This is a genomic window from Actinoplanes nipponensis (assembly GCF_016862275.1).
Taxonomy (GTDB): domain Bacteria; phylum Actinomycetota; class Actinomycetes; order Mycobacteriales; family Micromonosporaceae; genus Actinoplanes; species Actinoplanes nipponensis.
Genome location: NZ_BOMQ01000045.1, coordinates 88,817 through 109,492 on the forward strand (window position 1 = coordinate 88,817; position 20,676 = coordinate 109,492).

The 20,676-nt window shown below is 71.4% G+C and carries 17 protein-coding genes, 1 tRNA gene and 1 pseudogene; 2 read left to right on the forward strand and 17 right to left on the reverse strand.

The window, feature by feature from the left end:
* Together galK and Ani05nite_RS18545 are read left to right on the forward strand one after the other, a co-directional pair.
* Positions 1-1,146 (forward strand): galactokinase, encoded by a 1,146-nt coding sequence (gene galK, locus Ani05nite_RS18540; RefSeq protein ID WP_203769846.1) that lies wholly within the window; start codon positions 1-3, stop codon positions 1,144-1,146.
* Between the two features lie 45 nt (positions 1,147-1,191).
* Positions 1,192-1,389, forward strand: a complete 198-nt coding sequence (locus Ani05nite_RS18545; RefSeq protein ID WP_203769847.1) for a hypothetical protein — start codon at positions 1,192-1,194, stop codon at positions 1,387-1,389.
* 123 nt (positions 1,390-1,512) lie between these two features.
* Here the strand turns inward: Ani05nite_RS18545 and Ani05nite_RS18550 are convergent, their stop codons facing one another.
* The 17 genes and pseudogenes from Ani05nite_RS18550 to Ani05nite_RS18630 all read right to left on the reverse strand — a co-directional run bounded on the left by Ani05nite_RS18550 (position 1,513) and on the right by Ani05nite_RS18630 (position 20,675).
* Positions 1,513-2,511: a glycoside hydrolase family 43 protein gene (locus Ani05nite_RS18550; RefSeq protein WP_239130194.1), complete on the reverse strand. Its 999-nt coding sequence runs from the start codon at positions 2,509-2,511 to the stop codon at positions 1,513-1,515.
* Positions 2,505-4,652, reverse strand: a complete 2,148-nt coding sequence (locus Ani05nite_RS18555; protein ID WP_203769848.1) for a family 43 glycosylhydrolase — start codon at positions 4,650-4,652, stop codon at positions 2,505-2,507. Before Ani05nite_RS18555 ends, Ani05nite_RS18550 begins: the two co-directional genes overlap by 7 nt.
* Before the next feature lie 4 nt (positions 4,653-4,656).
* On the reverse strand, positions 4,657-5,484 hold the full coding sequence (locus Ani05nite_RS18560; protein ID WP_203769849.1) for a carbohydrate ABC transporter permease: 828 nt from the start codon (positions 5,482-5,484) through the stop codon (positions 4,657-4,659).
* A gap of 4 nt (positions 5,485-5,488) precedes the next feature.
* Positions 5,489-6,427 carry a carbohydrate ABC transporter permease gene (locus Ani05nite_RS18565; protein ID WP_203769850.1) on the reverse strand — a complete coding sequence of 313 codons (939 nt, stop codon included), beginning with the start codon at positions 6,425-6,427 and terminating at the stop codon, positions 5,489-5,491.
* 5 nt (positions 6,428-6,432) lie between these two features.
* Positions 6,433-7,767 carry an ABC transporter substrate-binding protein gene (locus Ani05nite_RS18570; protein ID WP_203769852.1) on the reverse strand — a complete coding sequence of 445 codons (1,335 nt, stop codon included), beginning with the start codon at positions 7,765-7,767 and terminating at the stop codon, positions 6,433-6,435.
* Complete coding sequence (gene arfA / locus Ani05nite_RS18575) at positions 7,764-9,275, reverse strand: arabinosylfuranosidase ArfA (RefSeq protein ID WP_203769853.1); 1,512 nt, start codon at positions 9,273-9,275, stop codon at positions 7,764-7,766. The genes Ani05nite_RS18570 and arfA overlap by 4 nt, the downstream gene beginning before the upstream one ends.
* Before the next feature lie 136 nt (positions 9,276-9,411).
* Positions 9,412-10,428 carry a LacI family DNA-binding transcriptional regulator gene (locus tag Ani05nite_RS18580; protein ID WP_203769854.1) on the reverse strand — a complete coding sequence of 339 codons (1,017 nt, stop codon included), beginning with the start codon at positions 10,426-10,428 and terminating at the stop codon, positions 9,412-9,414.
* 75 nt (positions 10,429-10,503) lie between these two features.
* On the reverse strand, positions 10,504-11,802 hold the full coding sequence (locus Ani05nite_RS18585) for a sulfate adenylyltransferase subunit 1 (RefSeq protein ID WP_203769855.1): 1,299 nt from the start codon (positions 11,800-11,802) through the stop codon (positions 10,504-10,506).
* Positions 11,802-12,713 carry a sulfate adenylyltransferase subunit CysD gene (gene cysD, locus Ani05nite_RS18590; protein ID WP_203769856.1) on the reverse strand — a complete coding sequence of 304 codons (912 nt, stop codon included), beginning with the start codon at positions 12,711-12,713 and terminating at the stop codon, positions 11,802-11,804. Before cysD ends, Ani05nite_RS18585 begins: the two co-directional genes overlap by 1 nt.
* 46 nt (positions 12,714-12,759) lie before the next feature.
* Complete coding sequence (locus tag Ani05nite_RS18595) at positions 12,760-13,647, reverse strand: 3'(2'),5'-bisphosphate nucleotidase CysQ (RefSeq protein WP_203769857.1); 888 nt, start codon at positions 13,645-13,647, stop codon at positions 12,760-12,762.
* 17 nt (positions 13,648-13,664) lie between these two features.
* Entirely contained in the window at positions 13,665-15,464 is a 1,800-nt protein-coding gene (locus tag Ani05nite_RS18600) for a sugar transferase (protein ID WP_307836708.1), read from the reverse strand.
* A 140-nt stretch (positions 15,465-15,604) separates the two neighbouring features.
* Positions 15,605-16,192 carry an aminoacyl-tRNA hydrolase gene (gene pth, locus Ani05nite_RS18605; protein ID WP_203769858.1) on the reverse strand — a complete coding sequence of 196 codons (588 nt, stop codon included), beginning with the start codon at positions 16,190-16,192 and terminating at the stop codon, positions 15,605-15,607.
* 74 nt (positions 16,193-16,266) lie between these two features.
* On the reverse strand, positions 16,267-16,896 hold the full coding sequence (locus Ani05nite_RS18610; RefSeq protein WP_203769859.1) for a 50S ribosomal protein L25/general stress protein Ctc: 630 nt from the start codon (positions 16,894-16,896) through the stop codon (positions 16,267-16,269).
* 299 nt (positions 16,897-17,195) lie between these two features.
* On the reverse strand, positions 17,196-18,176 hold the full coding sequence (locus Ani05nite_RS18615) for a ribose-phosphate diphosphokinase (protein ID WP_203769860.1): 981 nt from the start codon (positions 18,174-18,176) through the stop codon (positions 17,196-17,198).
* 32 nt (positions 18,177-18,208) lie between these two features.
* A pseudogene (gene glmU / locus Ani05nite_RS18620) lies at positions 18,209-19,752 on the reverse strand (bifunctional UDP-N-acetylglucosamine diphosphorylase/glucosamine-1-phosphate N-acetyltransferase GlmU); the annotation flags it as partial.
* Between the two features lie 52 nt (positions 19,753-19,804).
* Positions 19,805-19,875: transfer RNA gene (locus Ani05nite_RS18625), tRNA-Gln, on the reverse strand.
* Positions 19,876-19,913: 38 nt separating this feature from the next.
* Positions 19,914-20,675, reverse strand: a complete 762-nt coding sequence (locus Ani05nite_RS18630; RefSeq protein ID WP_239130201.1) for a helix-turn-helix domain-containing protein — start codon at positions 20,673-20,675, stop codon at positions 19,914-19,916.
* Position 20,676: the final 1 nt, after the last annotated feature.

Genomic DNA, 20,676 nt, shown 5'->3' on the forward strand with positions numbered 1-20,676 from the left:
ATGACTGTTGCCACCTCCGCCGCCGGGGCGTTCCGGGACGCCTACGGCACCGAACCCGAGGGACTGTGGGCGGCGCCCGGCCGGGTGAACCTGATCGGCGAGCACACCGACTACAACGACGGCTTCGTGCTGCCCTTCGCGCTGCCGCAGCACGTGGTGGCGGCGGCCGCCCCGGCCGACGGCCCGGGCTGGACGGTCTGTTCGACCTTCGCCGAGGGCGCCGTCACCTTCACCGACACCGAGCCCGGCGGGGTCGAGGGCTGGGCGGGCTACGTCGCCGGCGTCGTGTGGGCGCTGCGGGAGGCCGGCTTCGAGGTGCCACCGGCCCGGATCGCCTTCGCCTCCGACGTGCCCGTGGGCGCCGGGGTCTCGTCCTCGGCCGCGCTGGAGTCGGCCGCGCTGACCGCGCTGGTCGAGCTGGGCGGGCTCGACCTGCCGGTGGCCGACCGGCCCGCGCTGGCCCAGCGGGCCGAGAACGTCTACGTGGGCGCGCCGACCGGGATCATGGACCAGTCCGCCTCGATCCGCTGCACCGAAGGACGGGCCCTGTTCCTGGACTGCCGCTCGTTGCAGGTCGAGCAGATCCCGTTCGACCTGGCCGCCGCCGGCCTGGCCATCCTCATCGTCAACAGCAACGCGCCGCACCAGCACGTCGACGGCGAGTACGGCGCCCGCCGCAAGGCGTGCGAGGAGGCGGCCCGCATCCTGGGCGTGCCGGCCCTGCGCGACGTCACGCCGGCCGGGCTGGAGGCGGCGCTGGCCCGGCTCGACGACGAGGTGATGCGCCGCCGGGTGCAGCACATCGTCACCGAGAACCAGCGGGTGCTCGACACGGTGGAGCTGCTGCGCGCCGGCCGGATCCGGCAGATCGGCCCGCTGATGACGGCGTCGCACGCCTCGATGCGCGACGACTTCGAGATCACGGTCGGCCAGGTGGATGTCGCGGTCGAGGCGGCGCTGGCGGCGGGCGCGTACGGGGCCCGGATGACCGGTGGCGGCTTCGGCGGGTGCGTGCTGGCCCTGATCGACGCGGACCGCGCCGACGAGACCACGGCGGCGGTGGAGCGGGCGTACGCCGAGCACGGCTACACCGCCCCTACGGCGTGGTCGGCCGTGCCCGGCCCGGGAGCGGCCCGGCTGGCCTGACGCGCCGGGAGTGTCAGCGGTCCGGCAGCGGGTATGGATCCGGTCATGACTGTGGAATCCGAGACCAACGAGCCGAACGAGTTCGGCTTCGCCGGCGGCGCCACCGCGCCCCAGCCCGAGCGGCACCGGGAGTCCGCCGACGACGTCGACGCCGAGCGCATCGCCGTGCCGTCCGACGACCTCACCGGGGCGATCTCCGACGGCCTCGACCGGGCGACCCAGGGCGACGACTCCGACCGCTGACCGGCCGAACCGGCCGGGCCGAGCCGATCGGCTGGCCGGGCCGATCGGCCGGCCCAGCTGACCGGCCGAACCGGGCTGACCGGCGTCATCACGGCCGGCCGGCCCGGTGCGGCCCGCCCGGGGTCAGCGCGGCACGGGCTGCGGCTCGGCGTTCGGGCCCCGGACCACCGGCCGCCCGTCCACCCAGTCGACCCGGTCCAGCCACAACTGCCGGCCCGGCGCGACGCTGCCCACCGCGTCCGGCGGCCACGCGTGGTAGAGCAGCCACGTCTCTCCAGCCGGCGTCGTGACCAGGAAGCTGTGCCCCGGTCCGGCGGCCGCCGGCGTCGAGCGCAGGATCGGGTTCTCGGCGGCCTTGCGGCACGGCCCGAGCGGCCCGTCGCACTCGGCGTAGCCCACGGCGTAGACGTCCCGGTCGAACGCGTTGGCCGAGTAGAACAGGTAGAGCTTCCCGTCGTGACGGACCAGTTGCGGCGCCTCGATGACGTGGTCCTCCCAGGCCGCGTCGTTGGTCAGCAGCCGCTTCGGCTCACCCTCCAGCGACAGGCCGTCCCTGCTCAGCCGGCTGCCGTAGAGGTGGGTCGGCTCGCCGATGTGGTTGCCGTCGTTCTTCCAGTGCAGCCAGAGCGTGCCGTCCTCGTCGACGTACGGGCTGGCGTCGATCGAACCGCCCTGGTCGGCCTGGCAGATCAGCGGCTGAGCCGCGCCGTCCACGAACGGCCCCTGCGGTGACTCGGCGCGGGCGACGCCGACGCACTGCAGGTTCGCCGCCGTCGACCGGGCCGTGTAGTAGAGCAGGTAGCCCCCGTCGGCGGCGACGACCTCCGGCGCCCAGGTGTTGCCCCGCTCGGCCCACTTGCCCACCTCGGGCAGCGCGTCCCCGGCCGGGGTCCAGGCGACCAGGTCGGTCGAGGTCAGCACCGGCACGTTCTGGCTGGTGTTGTTGGTGCCGTAGGCGAACCAGGTGCCGTTGTCGAGGATGACCCCGGGGTCGGGGAAGTTCTCCCGGTACACCGGGTTGGTGAAGGTGCTCTGGGCCACGGCCGGCTCCTTGGTGCTGCCGCCGCCGCATCCGGCGGCGAGCATTCCGATGGACAGGATGCTGATCAGGCGTCTCACCACCGGCGGAACCGCAGGTAGTCGAAGGCCGCGGTGACGGCCGGCTCGGCGCCGCCGTGGGCGATCAACCCGATCCGCGGGTGCGAGTCCGCGGGCAGCGTCCACACCCCGCCCCAGGTCCAGGTCCGGCCGTCGCGGCTGATCCCGGCCCGGTACTCGTGCTCGCCGTTGACCTCGTCGACCCGGTGCGCCAGCCGCAGCCAGGTGGTGGTCAGGCCGGGGGCGCCCACGATGGTGCCGCCGTACGAGGTGGCGCCGGCGTACGGGATCTCGTGGCCGAACTCGACCTGGCGGGTGTTCCAGATGGCCACGGCGGACAGCCGCGCGAACTCGTCGTCCCCGGCGTACGCGATGAGCCCGGCCTGCTGGTAGTTGCGCACCGAGTCCTCGCCCAGGGCCAGCGTCAGCTTCGTCTCGGCGATCCAGCGGCCGTCCGGCGCGTCGCGCAGCAGCACGCCCGCGTTGTTGGACGCCCCGGTCAGGTCGGCGTTCTGCACCGGCCACCGCAACGCGCCGCCGCTCACGGTCGCCGCGGGATCGGGCCGCACGAAGGTCCAGGCCGGGTCCAGCGCCGAGCCGGTGAACTCGTCGGAGTACGCGGCCAGCACCCGGCCGGGCTCGGGCACGGCGGCCGCCCGGCGGACCGGTTCGGCCAGCGGGCCCACGCTGACGTTGTCCAGCTCGGCCGCCGCCGATGCGGTGAGACCGACGACGTGCGCGCCGCGGGGCACCCGGGTGGCTCCGGAAACCGTGTCGTCCAGCGTGGCGGTGAGCCGGCCGTCGCGCACGTCCACGGTCAGGTGGTGCCAGGCCGCGGCATCGAACCCGGCCGGCAGCGCGACCCGGTGCGAGCCGACGAGCAGGGCGCCCGGCGAGACCCGTACCGTCGTGGCGCCGATCCTCAGGCCGGCCGGGCCGCGGAGATCGACCTCCGCGCGCAGGTCCGCTCGCTGCGGCGAGCGGGCCAGCAGCGTGCCGTGGCCGCGCAGCCGGCCGTCGGCGACGGTCCAGTGCCCGTCGGCCACCCGCCACTGCGACAGGGTCTCGAAGGTGTCCTGCAGGGGAGTACGGGTCACCGGCGCCGCCACCGGCCGCGACGACGCCCAGGCGCCGGCCCGCACGGTCGGCCAGCCGCCGATCCAGTCCAGGCGGTCCAGCAGCATCGGCCGCTCGTTGATCCCGAACGGCTCGTCCAGGTACGGGTCGGCCCGGTCGATCGCGTGGTACGCGAGCCAGTCCTGCCCGGCCAGGTCGGTGACCAGGCCGTTGTGGCCGGTGCCGACCCACTTGTTGCCGTTGGGCGCGACGACCGGGGTGCCGCCGGCGCGGGAGACGTCCAGCCGCAGGCCGTCGCGGTCGGTGAACGGCCCGCGCGGGTCCCGCGAGCGTCCCACCGACACCGAGTAGCCGGTGGTCGGGCCCGCGCAGCAGTTGGCCGACGAGGCGAACAGGTAGTACCAGCCGTCGCGCCGGACGACGTACGCGCCCTCGAACTTGTTGTCGATCGCCACCCGGGTCGCGGCCCCCGTGACGTGCAGGCCGTCCGGGGACAGCTCGCTGACCCAGATGCCGCCGAAGTAGCTGCCGTAGTACAGGTAGCGGGTGCCGTCGGGGGTGGTGAGCTGGGCCGGGTCGAAGGTCCACAGCCAGCCGCCGTCGCCGCTGGGCCGGGGCGCGACCACCGGCTCGTCGGCGAACGTCCACGGCCCGGCCGGGCTCGGCGCGGTGGCCGCCCCGATCGCCGACCGGCCCGGGCCGTCCCGGGTCTCGGTGACGGTCACGTACATGACCCACTTGTCGCCCATGCGCCGCACGTCGGGAGCCCAGTAGGCGGCGTTGTCCGCGGCGAACGCGGGGCGCTGACCGGCGGCGAACGCGTCGCCCACGTAGGTCCACGAGACCAGGTCGCTCGAACGGGCCGTCGGGATCAGGTGCGCCACCTTCTCGCCCTCGCGCAGCGGGTCGGTGGTGCCGTACGCGTACCAGAAGCCGTCGTCGCCGCGCACGACCATCGGGTCGGCGAAGGTGTCCGCGAAGGACGCCGAGACGGGGTTGGTGTAGGTCTGTCGCTGCGGCGCGGCCTGCGCCGCGCCGGGGGTGAGCAGGAGTAGCGCCGCGGCGAGCGCGGCCGTGCACCGTCGCATGAGATCAGCCCTTCAGGCCGGACCGGGAGACACCCTCGATGATGTAGCGCTGGCTGACCATGAACAGGATCAGCGCCGGGATGCTGGCCAGCGCCGCGCCGGCCATGATCACGGGATAGTTGATGTTGTAGGCGCCCTGCAGCGTGCCCAGCCCCGGCGGCAGCGTGAAGTTCTGCGGGCTGAACAGCGTGTAGACCGGCCAGATGAAGTCGTTCCAGTTGGTCAGGAAGCTGATCACCGCGAGCGTGGCCAGGGCCGGCTTGGACAGCGGCAGGATCACCTTGGTGAAGATCTGCCACGAGTTGGCCCCCTCCAGCAGCGCCGCCTCCTCCAGCTCCCGGGGCAGGCCCAGGAAGAACTGCCGCAGGAAGAACACCCCGAAGGCGCTGGCCGCGCCGGGCACGATCAGCGCCATGAGGCTGTCCAGCCAGCCCAGCCGGTCGATGATGAGGAAGTTGGGGATGATCAGCGTGAAGATCGGCACGAACAGCGTCGCGATGATCAGCGCGAAGACGATCCGCTTGCCGCGGAACTCCATCCGGGCCAGCGCGTAGGCGGCCATCGAGGCGACGACGAGCACCAGCAGCGCCTGCCCGCTCGCGGCGATCAGGCTGTTGAGGAACCAGCGCAGCACCGGCGTCTGCGAGTCGCCGGTGAACAACGTGTCGTACGCGCCGGTGGTCGGGTTCTCGGGCAGGATCGTCGGCGGCACCCGGGTCGCCTCGTCCGCGCTCTTGAAGCTGGTGGTGAGCATCCACACCACCGGGGCGATGAAGACCAGGCTGAGCAGCCCGAGCAGGGAATACCAGGCGACACCGCGCATGCGGCCCATGACGTCAGTCCTTCGTCCGGAACAGGCGGAAAGTGATCATGCTGACCAGCAGCAGGGCCAGGGTCAGCAGGTAGCTCATCGCGGCCGCGCTGCCCATCCGGTAGCTGCGCAGGCCCTCCTCGGCGATGTACATGATCGCCGTGCGGGTCTCCACGCCCGGCGCGCCCTGGGTGATCAGGTACGCCTGGCCGAACATGTTGCTGGAGGCCAGGATCGTGTTGATCACGATGAACAGCAGCACCGGCCGCAGCCCGGGCAGGGTCACGCTGCGGAACTCGGCCCACCGGCCGGCGCCGTCCACCTTGGCCGCGTCGTACAGCTCACGCGGGATGTCCTGTAGCCCGGCGAGGTAGATGACCGCGTTGAAACCCAGCGTCCACCAGACCGTGACGCCGACCAGCGAGATCCACGCCCAGGGCAGCCCGGTGGTCCAGGCGGTGTCGTCCGGCAGCCCGACCGCGCCGAGCAGCGCGTTGACCGCGCCCAGGTTGGGGTCCAGCAGGAAGCGCCACAGCACGCCGATGACCGCCACGCCCAGCACGTACGGCGCGAAGTAGACCGCGCGGAAGAACGTGCGGCCCTTGAACGAGCGGTTCAGCAGCAGCGCGATGGCCAGCGGGACGGTGACCAGCAGCGGCACGCTGAACACCGTGAAGATCGCGGTGGCCTGCATGCTCTGCCAGAAGAAGTCGAAGACCGGCGACGCGCTGTCGAACAGGGCCTGGTAGTTGTCCAGGCCCACGAACGGCTTGCCGGCCAGCAGGTAGTCCCAGTCGTGCAGGCTGATCCACAACCCGTAGCCCGCGGGCACGAGGGTGAAGGTCACGAACAGCACCACGTACGGCAGCAGGAAGAGGTAGGGGGTCAGGCCCGCCCCCCGCCTCGGCGCCCGGGTCGCGGGCGCCGAGGTCGAGGTGGCGGCTGTCTCCAGCACGTCGACCATGGTGGTCAGCCGCCGTACTTCTTGCGGTTCTGCTCGAGGATCTGGCCGGCCTTGGCCGCCGCGTCGGCCAGGGCCTTGCCCGGCTCCTTGCGCAGCAGGATGGCCTCGTTGACCGCGGTGTCCACGGTGGCCAGCGCATCCGGGATGCCCGGCACCGAGGGCGGGAAGTGCAGGTTGTCGATCTGCGTGCCGATCGCCGCCTGCTCCTTGAGCGCGGCGAACGCCGGGCTGTCGCGGATCTCCTTGCGGGCCGGCACCTGCCCGCCCTTGGCCCATTCCAGCGACTGCTGGCTGATGAAGTTGATGAACACCTTGCCGGCCTGCAGCTTGTTGGCGTCCTGGGTGCGCTGCTTGAACTGCACGAACTGGTGCGAGCCGGCCCAGGCGGCGGGCTGGGTGCCGATCGTCGGCAGGGCGGTGACGCCCCACTCCATCCCCTTGACCGCGCGCAGGGTGTTGATGGTCCAGATGCCGTTCCAGTTGAACGCGTTCTTGCCGTTCTGCAGGGCGATCAGGTCGGCGTCCTGGGCCACGTTCTTCGGGCTGTAGCCGTTCTTGACCATGTCGGTGAGGAAGGTCAGCGCCTGCACGCCGGGCTGCTCGGCGAACAGCGGCTTGGTGGCCTTGTCGTCGAACAGCTGACCCCCGAATTGCCAGGTCAGCGCCTCGAACTGGAGCGTGCCGGTGAACGGGAACGGCGTCGCCCAGTGGCCCTGGACGCCCTTGGCCTTCAGCTTGTCCAGGGCGGTCAGGTACTCGTCCTTGGTGGCCGGCGGCTTCTCCGGGTCGAGCCCGGCCGCCTGCAGCACCTTCTTGTTGTAGAACATGCCCAGCGGGTGCACGTCCAGCGGGATCGAGTACCGCTTGCCGTTGTAGACCCCGGCCTGCCACACCGGCGGGGAGAAGTCGCTCTCGGTGAGCTGCAGCGACTTGGCCAGGTCGTCCAGCGGCAGGACCACGCCGCGGGCGGCGTTGGTGGCCACCTGGTCGACGTGCATGATGCCGAGGTCCGGGCCGTTGCCGGTGGACACGGCGGCGGGGACCTTCTGGTAGTAGTCGGCCCACTCGTACACGTTCATCGTGACCTTGATGTTCGGGTTCGCGGTGTTGAACTTGTCCACCAGGGACTTCATCACCGGCCCGTCGCCGCCGGTGAAGCCGTTCCAGAAGGTCAGCGCGACGTTCGGGCCGGTGTAGTTGGTGGCCGCGGGCTGGGCGTTCTCGCCGCCGCCGCCGACGACGGGGTTGGGCCCGTCGTCACCGCAGGCGCCGAGCAGGACGGCGCCACCGGCGCCGACGCCGAGCCCGAGCAGGCCGCGGCGGGTGAGATGTGGTTTCACGGTTTCTCCTCGGGGGTGAAGCTCAGGGCGTGCCAGGAGACAGGGGGAAGAACGACGGCGGCGCGGCCGCCGTCGAGGGCGGGCATTTCTTCGGTACGGGGACGGACCCGATCAGGCGCAGCGGCGGTGTTGCCGATCGACGGGTCGTCCGCGGCGAGGCTGATCCGCTGCCCCGCCCGCAGCCCCGGGAAGGCCCGCAGGTCGAGGTCCAGCCGGACCGCCTCGGTGGAGCGGTTGACGGCGAAGACGACGAGCCGGCCGCTCGGCTCGTCGAGGGTGGCGACGGCGTCCACCGCCGGCACCTCGCCGTAGCGGCCGGTGGTCATGGCCGGTGACCGGACCGCGGCCCGCAGCACGGTGCCGCGGGCCAGCCGCGCGGTGTGGGCGAACGGGTGGAAGATGGTCTGCCGCCAGGCCGCGCCGCCGGGCGTGGTGCGGATCGGCGCGATGATGTTGACCAGCTGCGCCTGGTTGCCGACGGTCACCCGGTCGGCGTGGCGCAGCATGCTGATCAGCAGGTTGCCGACGACCATCGCGTCGGTGACCGTGTAGTCGTCCTCGATGAGCGCCGGGGTGTCCTCGATCGGCCGGTCCTCCGGCTCGGTGAAACGCGACTGGTACCAGACGTTCCACTCGTCGAGGGCGAGGTTGATCCGCTTGCCGCGGCGCAGCTTGGCCCGGACGTGGTCGGCGGTGGCGACGATGTCGTCGATGAAGCCGTCGAGGTTGACCGCGGCGGCCCGGAAGCTGGCCGCGTCCTGGCTCTCGGGGTCGTAGTAGCTGTGCAGGGACAGGTAGTCCACGTGGTCGTAGGTCTGTTCCAGCACGGTCGCCTCCCACCCGGCGAAGGTGGGCATGTCGGCCTTGGAGCTGCCGCAGGCGACCAGCTGGATGGTGGGGTCGACGCGTTTCATGGCGTGGCCGGCCCGGGCGGCCAGGCGGCCGTACTCCAGCGCGGTCATGCTGCCGATCTGCCAGGGCCCGTCCATCTCGTTGCCCAGGCACCAGAGCCGGACGTCGTGCGGCTGGGCCACGCCGTGCTTGCGGCGCAGGTCGGCGGCCGCCGTGCCGTCCGCCAGGTTGCAGTACTCGACCAGCTCGGCGGCCTCGGCGATGCCGCGGGTGCCGAGGTTGACCGCCATCATCGGCTCCACCCGGGCGAGCGCGGCCCAGCGCATGAACTCGTTGAGCCCGAAGGCGTTGCTCTCCAGCGAGCGCCAGGCCAGGTCGAGCCGGCGCGGGCGGTCGCCGACCGGGCCGACGCCGTCCTCCCACCGGTAGTTGGAGACGAAGTTGCCGCCGGGGTAGCGCACCAGCGTGACGCCCAGCTCGCGGACCAGCTCCAGCACGTCGGTGCGCAGCCCGTCGGGGTCGGCCGCCGGGTGGCCGGGCTCGAAGATGCCGGTGTAGACGCAGCGGCCCATGTGCTCCACGAACGAGCCGAAGAGCCGCCGGTCGACCGGGCCGATGGCGAAGGCGGGGTCGAGAGTCAACCGAGCCTGGTCCACGTGGAACTCCCGTCCGCCGGTGTTGTGTGCCGCCTCACACTGTTTACAACGTTGGAACCAACGTTGTAAAGAGCCCGACACCCGCCTGTTATCAGGAGCGTCGAGATTGGTGCGGTGGGAGCGCTTCCCGGCGGACTTATCGCCCGAGCGTGCTTTCCCGGGCCACCAGCCGGTGGCTGACCCGCAACTCGCGCGGCGCGGCGGCGGGCGTCGCGCCCTCGCCCAGCCGCTCGGCCAGCAGGTCGACGGCCAGCTCGGCGATCCGGCCCAGGTCCGGGGCGATCGTGCTGAGCGTCGGCGTGCTGAACCGGCCGTCCTCGATGTCGTCGAAGCCGATCACGGCCACGTCGCCGGGCACGGTCCGGCCGCGGTCCAGCAGGGTGCGGATCGCGCCCAGGGCCAGCAGGTCGTTGAAGCAGAAGACGGCGTCCGGCGGCCCGGGGCCGTCCAGCAGGCGGGCCATCGCGGCGGCGCCGTCGGCCCGGTGGAACATCTCCACCTCGGCGACCAGGGCGGGATCGACCGGCAGGCCGGCCTCCGCGAGCGCCGCCCGGTAGCCGGCGAGCCGCTGATGCGCGGTCACCGCCGACGGGCTGTCCTGCGCCCCGATCGCGGCGATCCGCCGCCGCCCCGACGCGCACAGATGCCGGGTCGCGTCGGCCGCGGCAGCCGTGTTGTCGATGGCCACGTGATCGGCCGGGCCGTGCCACACCCGCTCGCCCAGCAGCACCATCGGCGTCTCGTCGCCGCCGCGGGCCAGCTCCTCGCCGGCCAGCGCCAGCGGGCTGAAGATCAGGCCGTCGATGGCGTGCCGGCGCAACCCGGCGACCAGGTTGCGTTCCCGGTCGGCGTGGCCGTCGGTCTGGTCGATCAGCACGGTCCAGGACCGGCGCTCGGCGGCGTGCACGATGCGCCCGGCCAGCTCGGCGAAGTACGGCGACTGCAACTCCGGCACCGCCAGCGCGATCACCCCGGAGCGGCCGCTGCGCAGCTGCCGGGCGGCGACGTTGGGCTTGTACCCGAGCGCGTCGATGGCCTGCTGCACGCGGGCCCGGGTGTCCGGCGCGACGTGCACGTAGCCGTTCACCACGTTGGAGACGGTCTTGATCGACACGCCGGCCCGCGCGGCCACGTCCTTCAGACCCGGAGGCACCGGCCCCGCCTCCTCTCCGTGCATCAGCACGAAGCCCCGGCCCCGGACGGCACCGGACCGGGGCTTCGTCAGACCCTACTGAGCCTCGATGATCATCCCAGCGCCCACGGTCCGGTTGGTCGCCTCGTCGATGAGGATGAAGCCACCGGTGGTACGGTTACGGCGGTACTCGTCGGCCAGCAGCGGCACCGTGGTGCGCAGCTTGACCCGGCCGATCTCGTTCAGTCCCAGCTGCGGCGCGTCCTCGTCGCGGTGCAACGTGTTCACGTCGAGGCGGTACTGCAGGCCGCGGACCACCGTACGGGCCGTGCGGGTGGTGTGCTTGATGGTGTACTTCGCGCCGACCCGCAGCGGGGCCGTCTCGTCCATCCAGCAGATCATCGCCTCGACGTCCTGGGCGACCGCCGGCGCGTTGTGCGGCCGGCAGATCATGTCGCCCCGGGAGATGTCGATCTCGTCGGTCAGCCGCACGGTCACCGACATCGGCGGGAACGCCTCGTCGACCGGGCCGTCCGCGGTGTCGATGGCGGAGATCTTGCTGGTCATCCCGGACGGCAGCACCATCACGTCGTCGCCGGGCTTGAGCACGCCCGAGGCGACCTGGCCGGCGTAGCCGCGGTAGTCGGTGACGTCCTTGGACTGCGGGCGGATCACGTACTGCACCGGGAAGCGCACGTCGACCAGGTTGCGGTCCGAGGCGATGTGCACGTGCTCCAGGTGGTGCAGCAGCGACGGGCCCTCGTACCAGGGGCTCCGCTCGGAGCGCGAGGCGATGTTGTCGCCCTCCAGCGCCGAGATCGGGATGACCGTCAGGTCGGGCGCGTCGAGCTTGGCCGCGAACGAGGTGAACTCGTCGGCGATCTTCTCGTAGACGCCGCGGTCCCAGCCCACCAGGTCCATCTTGTTGACGCACAGCACCAGGTGCGGAACGCGCAGCAGGCTGGTCAGGAAGGCGTGCCGGCGGGACTGCTCGACCAGGCCCTTGCGGGCGTCGACCAGGATCAGCGCGAGGTCGGCCGTCGAGGCGCCGGTGACCATGTTGCGGGTGTACTGGATGTGCCCCGGGGTGTCGGCGATGATGAACTTGCGCCGCGGCGTGGCGAAGTAGCGGTACGCCACGTCGATGGTGATGCCCTGCTCCCGCTCGGCCCGCAGGCCGTCGGTGAGCAGCGCCAGGTTGGTGTACTCGTCGCCGCGGGCCGCGCTGACCGCCTCGACCGCCTCGAGCTGGTCGGAGAACAGCGACTTGGTGTCGTAGAGCAGCCGGCCGATCAGCGTCGACTTGCCGTCGTCCACGCTGCCGGCGGTGGCGAACCGCAGCAGGTCCATCGGCCGGGCCGTCGCCTCGTCGGACTCCAGAACTGCCTGACTCATCAGAAGTAGCCTTCCCGCTTGCGGTCTTCCATCGCGGCCTCGCTGACCTTGTCGTCGCCCCGGGTGGCGCCGCGCTCGGTGATCCGGGTCGCCGCGACCTCGTCGATGACCTTCTCCACCGTGTCGGCGTCGGAGAGCACCGCGGCGGTCTGCGACGCGTCGCCGACGGTGCGGTAGCGCACCCGGCGGGTCTCGACGGTCTCGCCGTCCTTGGGGACGATGAACTCGTTCACCGCGTAGAACATCCCGGCGCGCTCGACGACCTCGCGGTCGTGGGCGTAGTAGATGCTCGGCAGCGCGATCCGCTCCTTGGCGATGTAGTGCCAGACGTCCAGCTCGGTCCAGTTCGACAGCGGGAACACCCGGATCGACTCGCCCGGGTGGTGCCGTCCGTTGTAGAGCGACCACAGCTCCGGGCGCTGGTTCTTCGGGTCCCACTGGCCGAACTCGTCGCGGAAGCTGAACATCCGCTCCTTGGCCCGGGCCTTCTCCTCGTCGCGGCGGGCGCCGCCGAACAGCGCGTCGAAGCGGTACTTCTCCACCGCCGCCAGCAGCACCGGGGTCTGGATCCGGTTGCGGGTGCCGTCCGGCAGCTCCCGGACCAGGCCGGAGTCGATGGCCTCCTGCACGCTGGCGATCACCAGGTTGAGGCCGAGCTCGGCCACCCGGGTGTCGCGGTAGTCCAGCACCTCGGGGAAGTTGTGCCCGGTGTCCACGTGCATGACCGGGAAGGGGATGCGCGCCGGCGCGAACGCCTTCTCGGCCAGGCGCAGCATCACGATCGAGTCCTTGCCGCCGGAGAAGAGCAGGACCGGCCGCTCGAACTCGGCCATGACCTCCCGCATGACGAAGACGCTCTCGGCTTCGAGAGCGTCGAGATGCGAGACGCGGTAGGGCTTCGTCTGGCTCATCTTCCAGACCTTTCGGGTGTCGGCCGAACTCATCCGGGGGCTCGGTTTACGGGAGGTGTCGCTGCAACGCTGCGAGCAGACGGGGCGCGAGGTCCTTGCGACAGACCACCAGATCCGGCAACTTCGGATCGGCCTGGTTGTATTTCAGCGCAGTTCCATCGATACGGGAAGCGTGCAGTCCAGTGGCCGACGCCACAGCGACCGGGGCGGCGCTGTCCCACTCGTACTGCCCGCCGGCATGCACATAGGCGTCCGCGTCCCCGTTGATCACCGCGGCGATCTTCACGCCGGCCGATCCCATCGGCACCAGCTCGGCGCCGATGTCCTCGGCCAGGGCGGTGACGAACGCCGGCGGGCGGGTGCGGCTGGCGGCGATCCGGATCGGGCCACCGGTCGCGGCGGCCAGCGGCAGCGGCGGGTACGCCGGCGGCTGATCGGTGGCCAACGTGCGGTGCTGGGCCGGCATCGCCACGGCCCCGGCGGCCAGGCAGCTGGGCCGGGAGCAGTCCGCGGTCCAGAGCGCCACGTGCACGGCCCAGTCGGTGCGGCCCTGCTCGGAGAACTCCCGGGTGCCGTCCAGCGGGTCGATGATCCAGACCCGGGAGGCGTCCAGGCGGTCCGGGCGTACGGCGTCGTGCCGGTCGTCCTGCCAGGCCAGCCGAGAGTGGTCGTCCTCCTCCGACAGCACCGCGTCCGCCGGGCGCCACCGGGCCAGCTCGGCGCGCAGCAGGTCGTGCGCGGCCTTGTCGCCGGCCGCCTTGAGGGCCTTGCCGTCGGCGTACCCCACCTCGTCGCGGACCTGGAGCAGCACCTGGCCGGCGCGGTCGGCGAGCCAGCGCGCGAAGGCCGCGTCGATGACCGGCGGGGTCCCGCCGTCCGCGACCGGCTCACGCTGACCCGCTATGCGGGCCGACGTCCCTGTCTGCTCGCTCATCGCCTCGCCTCTCATGCTCAGTACGCCCCGGACGAGCGCACCACGGCCGTCATGGTGCGCAAAAGGATCACCAGGTCCAAACTGAGCGACCAGTTCTCCACATAGCGAAGGTCCAGCCGGACCGTCTCCTCCCACGACAGGTCCGAACGTCCGGAAACCTGCCAAAGGCCCGTCATGCCGGGCTTGACGGCAAGACGGCGGCGCACGTCGTCGGCGTAGACGGCAACCTCGGACGGCAACGGCGGCCGCGGCCCGACCAGCGACATCTGACCGGCGATCACGTTCAGCAGCTGGGGCAGCTCGTCCAGGGACAGCCTCCGCAACCACCGACCGACCGGGGTCACGCGCGGGTCGTCGCGCATTTTGAAGAGCACACCGTCGTGCTCGTTGAGATGCCGGAGCTCGGCCAGCCGGGCCTCGGCGTCGACGTACATGCTGCGGAACTTGAAGATACGGAACTCGGACCCGTCACGCCCGACCCGCACCTGACGAAAGAGTACCGGGCCGCGTGAGGTCACCCGCACGCAGAGTGCGACGCCCACCAGCAGCGGACCGAAGACAATGAGCAGGGCCAGGGCACCGACCCGGTCGACGAGGTCCTTGACGATGCGGGCGCCGCCGTGCAGCCGCGGATGCTCCACGTGCAGCATCGGCAGCCCGTCGAACGGCCGGATGGTGGTGCGCGCCCCGGCCACGTCGATGAGGGCGCTCGCCACCACCAGGTCGACCTCGTCGCGCTCGAGCCGCCAGGCCAGCCGGCGCAGCGCCGCGCCGTCCAGCTCCGGGCAGCTCAGCACCACCACGGTGTCGGCGTCGGCCGCGTCCACCGCGGTCGCCACGTCGTCGAACGTGCCGAAGACCGGCAGGTCGATGACCCCGTCGTGGCCCGGCGGCAGGCACGCCCCGACCACCTCCAGGCCGTGGTAGCGCTCCCGGCGCAGCTGGCGGGCGATCCCGATGACCGACAGCTCATGACCGACCACGATCACCCGGCGCAGCCGCTCGCCCCGGGCCCGGGCCAGGTGCAGCCGCTTGCGCAGGGCGAACCGCAGGACCACCGCGGACAGCATCGCGGTGGGCAGCGCGGCCAGCACGTACGAGCGGGCCAGGTCCAGATCGAGCGCGTACGACACCACGGCCACACCCGCGATCAGGCCGACCCCGCCCCGGAACACCCGCTGGTACTCGTCCGTGCCGACGAACAGGAAGCGGCGCTCGTACGCCCGGCTCACCACCAGCACCGCCAGCAGCGCCACCGGCAGCAGCGCCGACAGCCACACGTACGAGCGGTTGTAGGTGGTCACCTCGTCGCCGAAGCGCAGCCCGAACGTCACCGCGCCCGCGGCGATGCCGGCCAGCAGGTCGCAGAGGATCAGCGTGCGCACGTACTGCCGCTCCCACCGCTGGCGCCGCGACATCGCCGCGTGCCGGCCCCGGACCCGCACGAACGGCCGGGTCGCGGGCCGGGCCGCGGCGGAGCGGTTGCGCTCGTCCGACCAGTGCCGCTCGACGGCCCGGTTGCGGGCCCGCCCGGCGGCGTCGCGGCCCCCGGCGCCGGCCAGCGGCGGCGCGTTGTCGGCCCCGTCCACCCCGGTGTCGTCGACGGTCGAGCGGGCCGGCGACGGGATCTTGCTGTTCCGGCTCCGGTACGGCAGCGGCCGGTGCGGGCGGGGGCCGTGGTTGCCGGGCGGGTGATTGGCCGGGCCGTGGTTCTCCGGCGGCTCCGACGGCGCCCCGTCGCCGCGGTGCACGGCCGGCAGCACCACCGTCGGCTCACCCGGTGTCGCCCCGTGGTCCTCGGAGAGTTCCTGGCGCAAACGAACCTCCCCCGTACCGCGTGGTCACCGCACACCGTTGGGGTGCGCTACGTGACCAACGCGCTAACCAGGGGACGCGTCACGGTGTCGATAGATGGACAAAACAGCCCAATCGATATGTCCGTTTCGCAAGCATCGATTCAATTTCCGTGGTATTTGTTCTGCGCCCACTCCACACCCTCGAGCACCACAGCCTCCACCACGTCCGCCGCCCGGTCCACGAGGAAATCCACCTCCTTGCGCTCCGCACCGGAGAAGTCCGACAGCACGTAGTCGGCCGGATCCTGACGCCCCGGCGGCCGGCCGATGCCGAACCGGACCCGGGCGTACTCCTTGCTGCCCAGCGACTTCGACATCGAGCGCAGCCCGTTGTGACCACCCTCACCACCGCCGCGCTTCACCCGCACCTGCCCGTACGGCACGTCCAGCTCGTCGTGCACGGCCACCACGTTCTCCACCGGCACCTTGAAGAACTGCGCCAGCGCCACCACCGGCGCCCCGGACAGGTTCATGAAGGTCAGCGGCTTCACCAGGATCAGCTTCGGACCGCCGAAACCCAACCGGCCCTCGGCCACCTCGGCCACCACCCGCTTGGCCCGGCCGAACTTGCCGCCGACCCGCCCCGCCAGCAGCTCGGCCACCCGGAAGCCGACGTTGTGCCGGTTGCCGGCATACTCCCGGCCGGGATTGCCCAGGCCGACCACCAGCCAGGGCGCGTCCTCGGTCATGGTCTCTCCTTACGACAACAGGGAAAGTGCCACAAGGCACTTTCCCTGGAGATCGCGGTTCTGTGGGGGCCGGGTCAGGAAGCGGCGTCCTCGGCGGGCTCGGCGGGCTCGGCCGACTCGGCCGCCTCGCCGGTGTCGCCCTCGAGCTGCTCCGCGGTCTGCGCCGCGGTGACCATCGCGAGCACGAACTCCGGATCGACCGCGAGCTCGGTGCCCTCGGGCAGCGTCACGTCGCCGGCGGTGACCGTCGAACCGGCCTCCAGCCCCTCGATCGAGACCTCGAACCCGCTCGGCAGGTGCATGGCCTCGGCCACCACGGCCAGCGTGTTCGACTCGTTGACGACCAGCGTGTTGCGGGCGGCCTCGCCGACCAGCGTCACCGGGACGTCGACCTGGACCTTCTCGCCCCGCTTGACGATGATCAGGTCGACGTGCTCGTACGTCTCCTTGATCGGGTCGCGCTGGATGGCCTTCGGCAGGGCCAGCGTCGAACCCGTGCCACCGACGACGTCGATGGTGAAGACCTGGTTGAGACCGCCGTGCCGGATGGCGGCGGCGAACTCACGCGCGGGCAGCGCGATGTGGACGGGAGCCTCGCCGTGTCCGTACAGCACGGCGGGCACCAGGCCGGCCCGGCGCGTGCGGCGGGCACCACCCTTGCCGAACTCGGTGCGGGGCTCGGCGCTGATCTTTACCTCGGACACGGGGAAACTCCTGAAAACGTTGGAACGGGCGGCGTGAGTCGGCGGGCTGCGGGCATTCGGCGCTCGGCGAAGGGGCGCACGGGCACAGGCCCGGAGCACCGCGTCGATCACGGTGCCTCAAGCGAACTCTGCAAACTGCAGCAGACCGCGTGGCACCCTCGCCGTGGCAACCGCACCAGCTTACCTGCCGCCACGGGGGCCGGACCGGCGGGTCCCGTCGGATCACCCGCCCTGCGGAAAATTCACCCGCACGACGGCGCCCGGCCCGGCCTAAACCGGACAAAAACCTGGTCCGGGGCTCAGCTCAAGCCGCCGAACAACGTCGTGACGGACCCGTCGTCGAAGACCTCCCGGATCGCCCGCGCCAACAGCGGTGCGATCGACAGCACGGTGATCTTGTCGAGCTGCTTCTCCGGCGGCAACGGCAGCGTGTTGGTCACCACCAGCTCACTGATCCGGCTGTTCTTCAGCCGCTCGGTCGCCGGATCCGACAGCAGCGCGTGCGTCGAAGCCACGATCACATCGGCGGCGCCCGAATCGAACAGGATGTCGGCGGCCTTGGTGATCGTGCCACCCGTGTCGATCATGTCGTCGACGATCAGGCACACCCGGCCCTCCACCTCGCCGACCACCCGGTTCGCCACCACCTGATTCGGCTTCAACGGGTCACGCGTCTTGTGGATGAACGCCAGCGGGCACCCGCCCAGACGGTCCGTCCACCGCTCCGCCACCCGCACCCGGCCCGAGTCCGGGGCCACGACCGTCATCGGCCGGCCCTCGAACTTCTTGATGATGTGCTCGGCGAGAATGTCCATCGCGAACAGGTGATCCACCGGGCCGTCGAAGAAGCCCTGGATCTGCGCCGTGTGCAGATCCACCGTCAGGATCCTGTTCGCGCCCGCCGTCTTCAGCAGGTCGGCGACCAGCCGCGCGGAGATCGGCTCCCGGCCCCGGTGCTTCTTGTCCTGCCGCGAGTACGGGTAGAACGGCAGCACCACGGTGATCCGCTTGGCCGAACCCCGCTTCAGCGCGTCCACCATGATCAGGGTCTCCATGACCCAGCGGTTCACGCCCTCGGTCACCGACTGGACGACGAACGCGTCCGAGCCCCGCACCGAATCCTTGAACCGGACGAAAATCTCCCCGTTGGCGAACTCGTACGAATCGGACGGGGTCGGCGCGATGCCGAGCACCTGACCGATCTCCTCCGCCAGCTCCGGGAAGCCCCGGCCGGAGAAAAGCATCAAACTCTTACGGTTCTCCGCGACGATGCTGCCCATCGGCTCGTCCGCTCCCGTGCATCTAGGGGGTTGTCACCTGAAGTATCACCCGTGGCCGTCCCGGCGCCACGAACCGCGGCCCGGTCGTGGGATCCCTCACCCCAGCTTGCGCCCGCTACGCCCCGCTGTCCTCAGTCGCCGAGGTCCCGGCCCGCTCCGCCGCCTCCGCCGACACGGTGCCCGGCCGCTTGCGCGCCACCCAGCCCTCGATGTTGCGCTGCTGCGCCCGCGTGACCCCCAGATGCCCGGCCGGCACCTCCTTGGCCACCGCGCTGCCGGCCGCCACGTACGCCCCCGGCCCGATCTCCACGGGCGCGATCAGCACCGTGTCACTGCCCACGAAAGCGGCCTCCCCCACGGTGGTGTGATGCTTGTTCACCCCGTCGTAGTTGGCGAAGATCGTGCCCGCCCCGATGTTCGCCTTCGGGCCGATCGTGGCATCACCCACATACGTCAGATGCGGCACCTTCGCCCCCGCCCCCAGCTCGGCGTTCTTCGTCTCCACGAACCCGCCGACCTTCGACTTGCGGCCCAGCCGCGTACCCGGCCGCAGGAACGAGAACGGCCCCACCGTCGCGTCCGGGCCCACCTGCGCGCCGATGGCATGCGTCCGCAGCACCGTCGCGCCGGCCGCCACCACGGTGTCGATCAACGTGGTGTCCGGGCCGATCACCGCGCCCGTCGCCACCGTCGTCGCCCCCTGCAACTGCGAGTTCTGATCCACCACGGCATCGGGCTCGAGCGTCACGGTCACGTCGATCCAGGTCGTCGCCGGATCGAGGATCGACACCCCGGCCCGCATCCACTCGGTGTTGACCCTGTCCCGCAGCAGCCCCCGCAACCGCGCCAGCTCGGCCCGGTCGTTGCACCCCAGGGTCTCCAGCGCGTCGGCGGCCACATGCACCCCGACCGCGTGACCCACCGCGGCGAGCAGCCCGAACACGTCGGTCAGATACTCCTCGCCCTGATCGTTGTCGGTGGACAGCTTTGACAACGCCTCCCGCAGCAGCGCGGCGTCGAAGGCGTAGATGCCCGCGTTCACCTCACGCACCGCCCGCACCTCGGCCGAAGCGTCCCGCTCCTCCACGATGCGCTCCAGGTTGCCGGCGCCGTCCCGCACGATCCGGCCCAGCCCGGCCGGATCCGGCACCTCGGCGGCCAGCACGGTCGCGCCGCGACTCGTCGACTCGTGCGCGGCGACCAGCGCCTCGACCGTGCCCGGACGCAGCAACGGCACATCGGCGTTGAGCACCACGACCGTGCCCGTGGCCTCCGGGATGGCGTCGAGCGCGATGCGCACGGCGTGCCCGGTGCCGTTCTGCTCGGCCTGCAGGACCGGGGTGGCGCCCGGAGCGATCTCGGCCAGGTGCGCGCGGACCTGGTCGGCCTTGTGCCCGACGACCACCACGGTGCGCGAGGCCCGGACGGCCTCGGCGGCGTGCAGGACGTGACCGAGCAGCGTGCGGCCGAGCAGCGGGTGCAACATCTTGGGGGTCGCGGACTTCATCCGCTTGCCCTCACCGGCGGCGAGAACGACAACGGTACGGCTCCGGGCCTGGCTCACGCGGGACTCCATTGATCGCAGTGGCTATGCACAACGCGGCGCCGACTCAACCGCAGACGGAAAGCTCCCGAGAGAGGATTCGAACCCCTATAATCACAGCCAAAGTGTGACGTCCTGCCCTTAGACGACTCGGGAGGGCAAAGCGGACATAACGATAAGGTCATGCTCGCGGGCTACATCCTAACCTCTTCGATCGACCGCATCGCGGCGGCAATCCCACCCATCAGACCTTCGATCTTCCAGTACAGGGTGCGGGACTCTGGAACGTCCACGACGAGGCACCCCCGATAAGGATCTCCGACGTTGTGCCGGACCGTGGACGGGTTGTGCGTCTTCAAGGTCGGACGGCGGAAAATCTCGAACGGCACCCCCACCTCCTCGGCCCACCACCGCCCTGCCGCCTCCGCGTCGGCAGACTCGTGGATGCTGATCCGATACCTGAGCACCTGCCGGTCCTCGCCCCACGATTCCAGGAAGCGCAGGAACAAGCGGATGAGCCCGGGGTCGCTGTTGATGAAGGTGACCCGGCACCTGTTCGGCTGCCAGGGCTTGGCCTTGGTTCCCTCGCACCAGTAGGCCACCGCCCCGAGCAGCCGGACCTCGCGGTCGGAAAGCTCGTCGACCCAGGCCGCCTGATCGTCGTTGATCGCCGCCCGGTCCGCGTCCCGCTTCTTGCGCAGCGGCTCCCACCGCGTTTCCGACACCCGGCGGGAATGCTCACTGCGCCGCCGCTGCGCCTGCTCGCTCGTCTCGTCCAGCGGCAGATGCCTGACCCACAGGTAGGCCGTCGACTTGGAGATGCTCAGCGCCGCCGCGATCTCCGGCACCGTCGCCCCGCCCTGCCGCAGGGCGACGGCTCGGGCCCGCAGGTCGTCCTTGGCCCGCGGCCGGCGGGTCCATTCGGGAGTCGGCTCGTCCCGCAGCCAGGCGGCCATG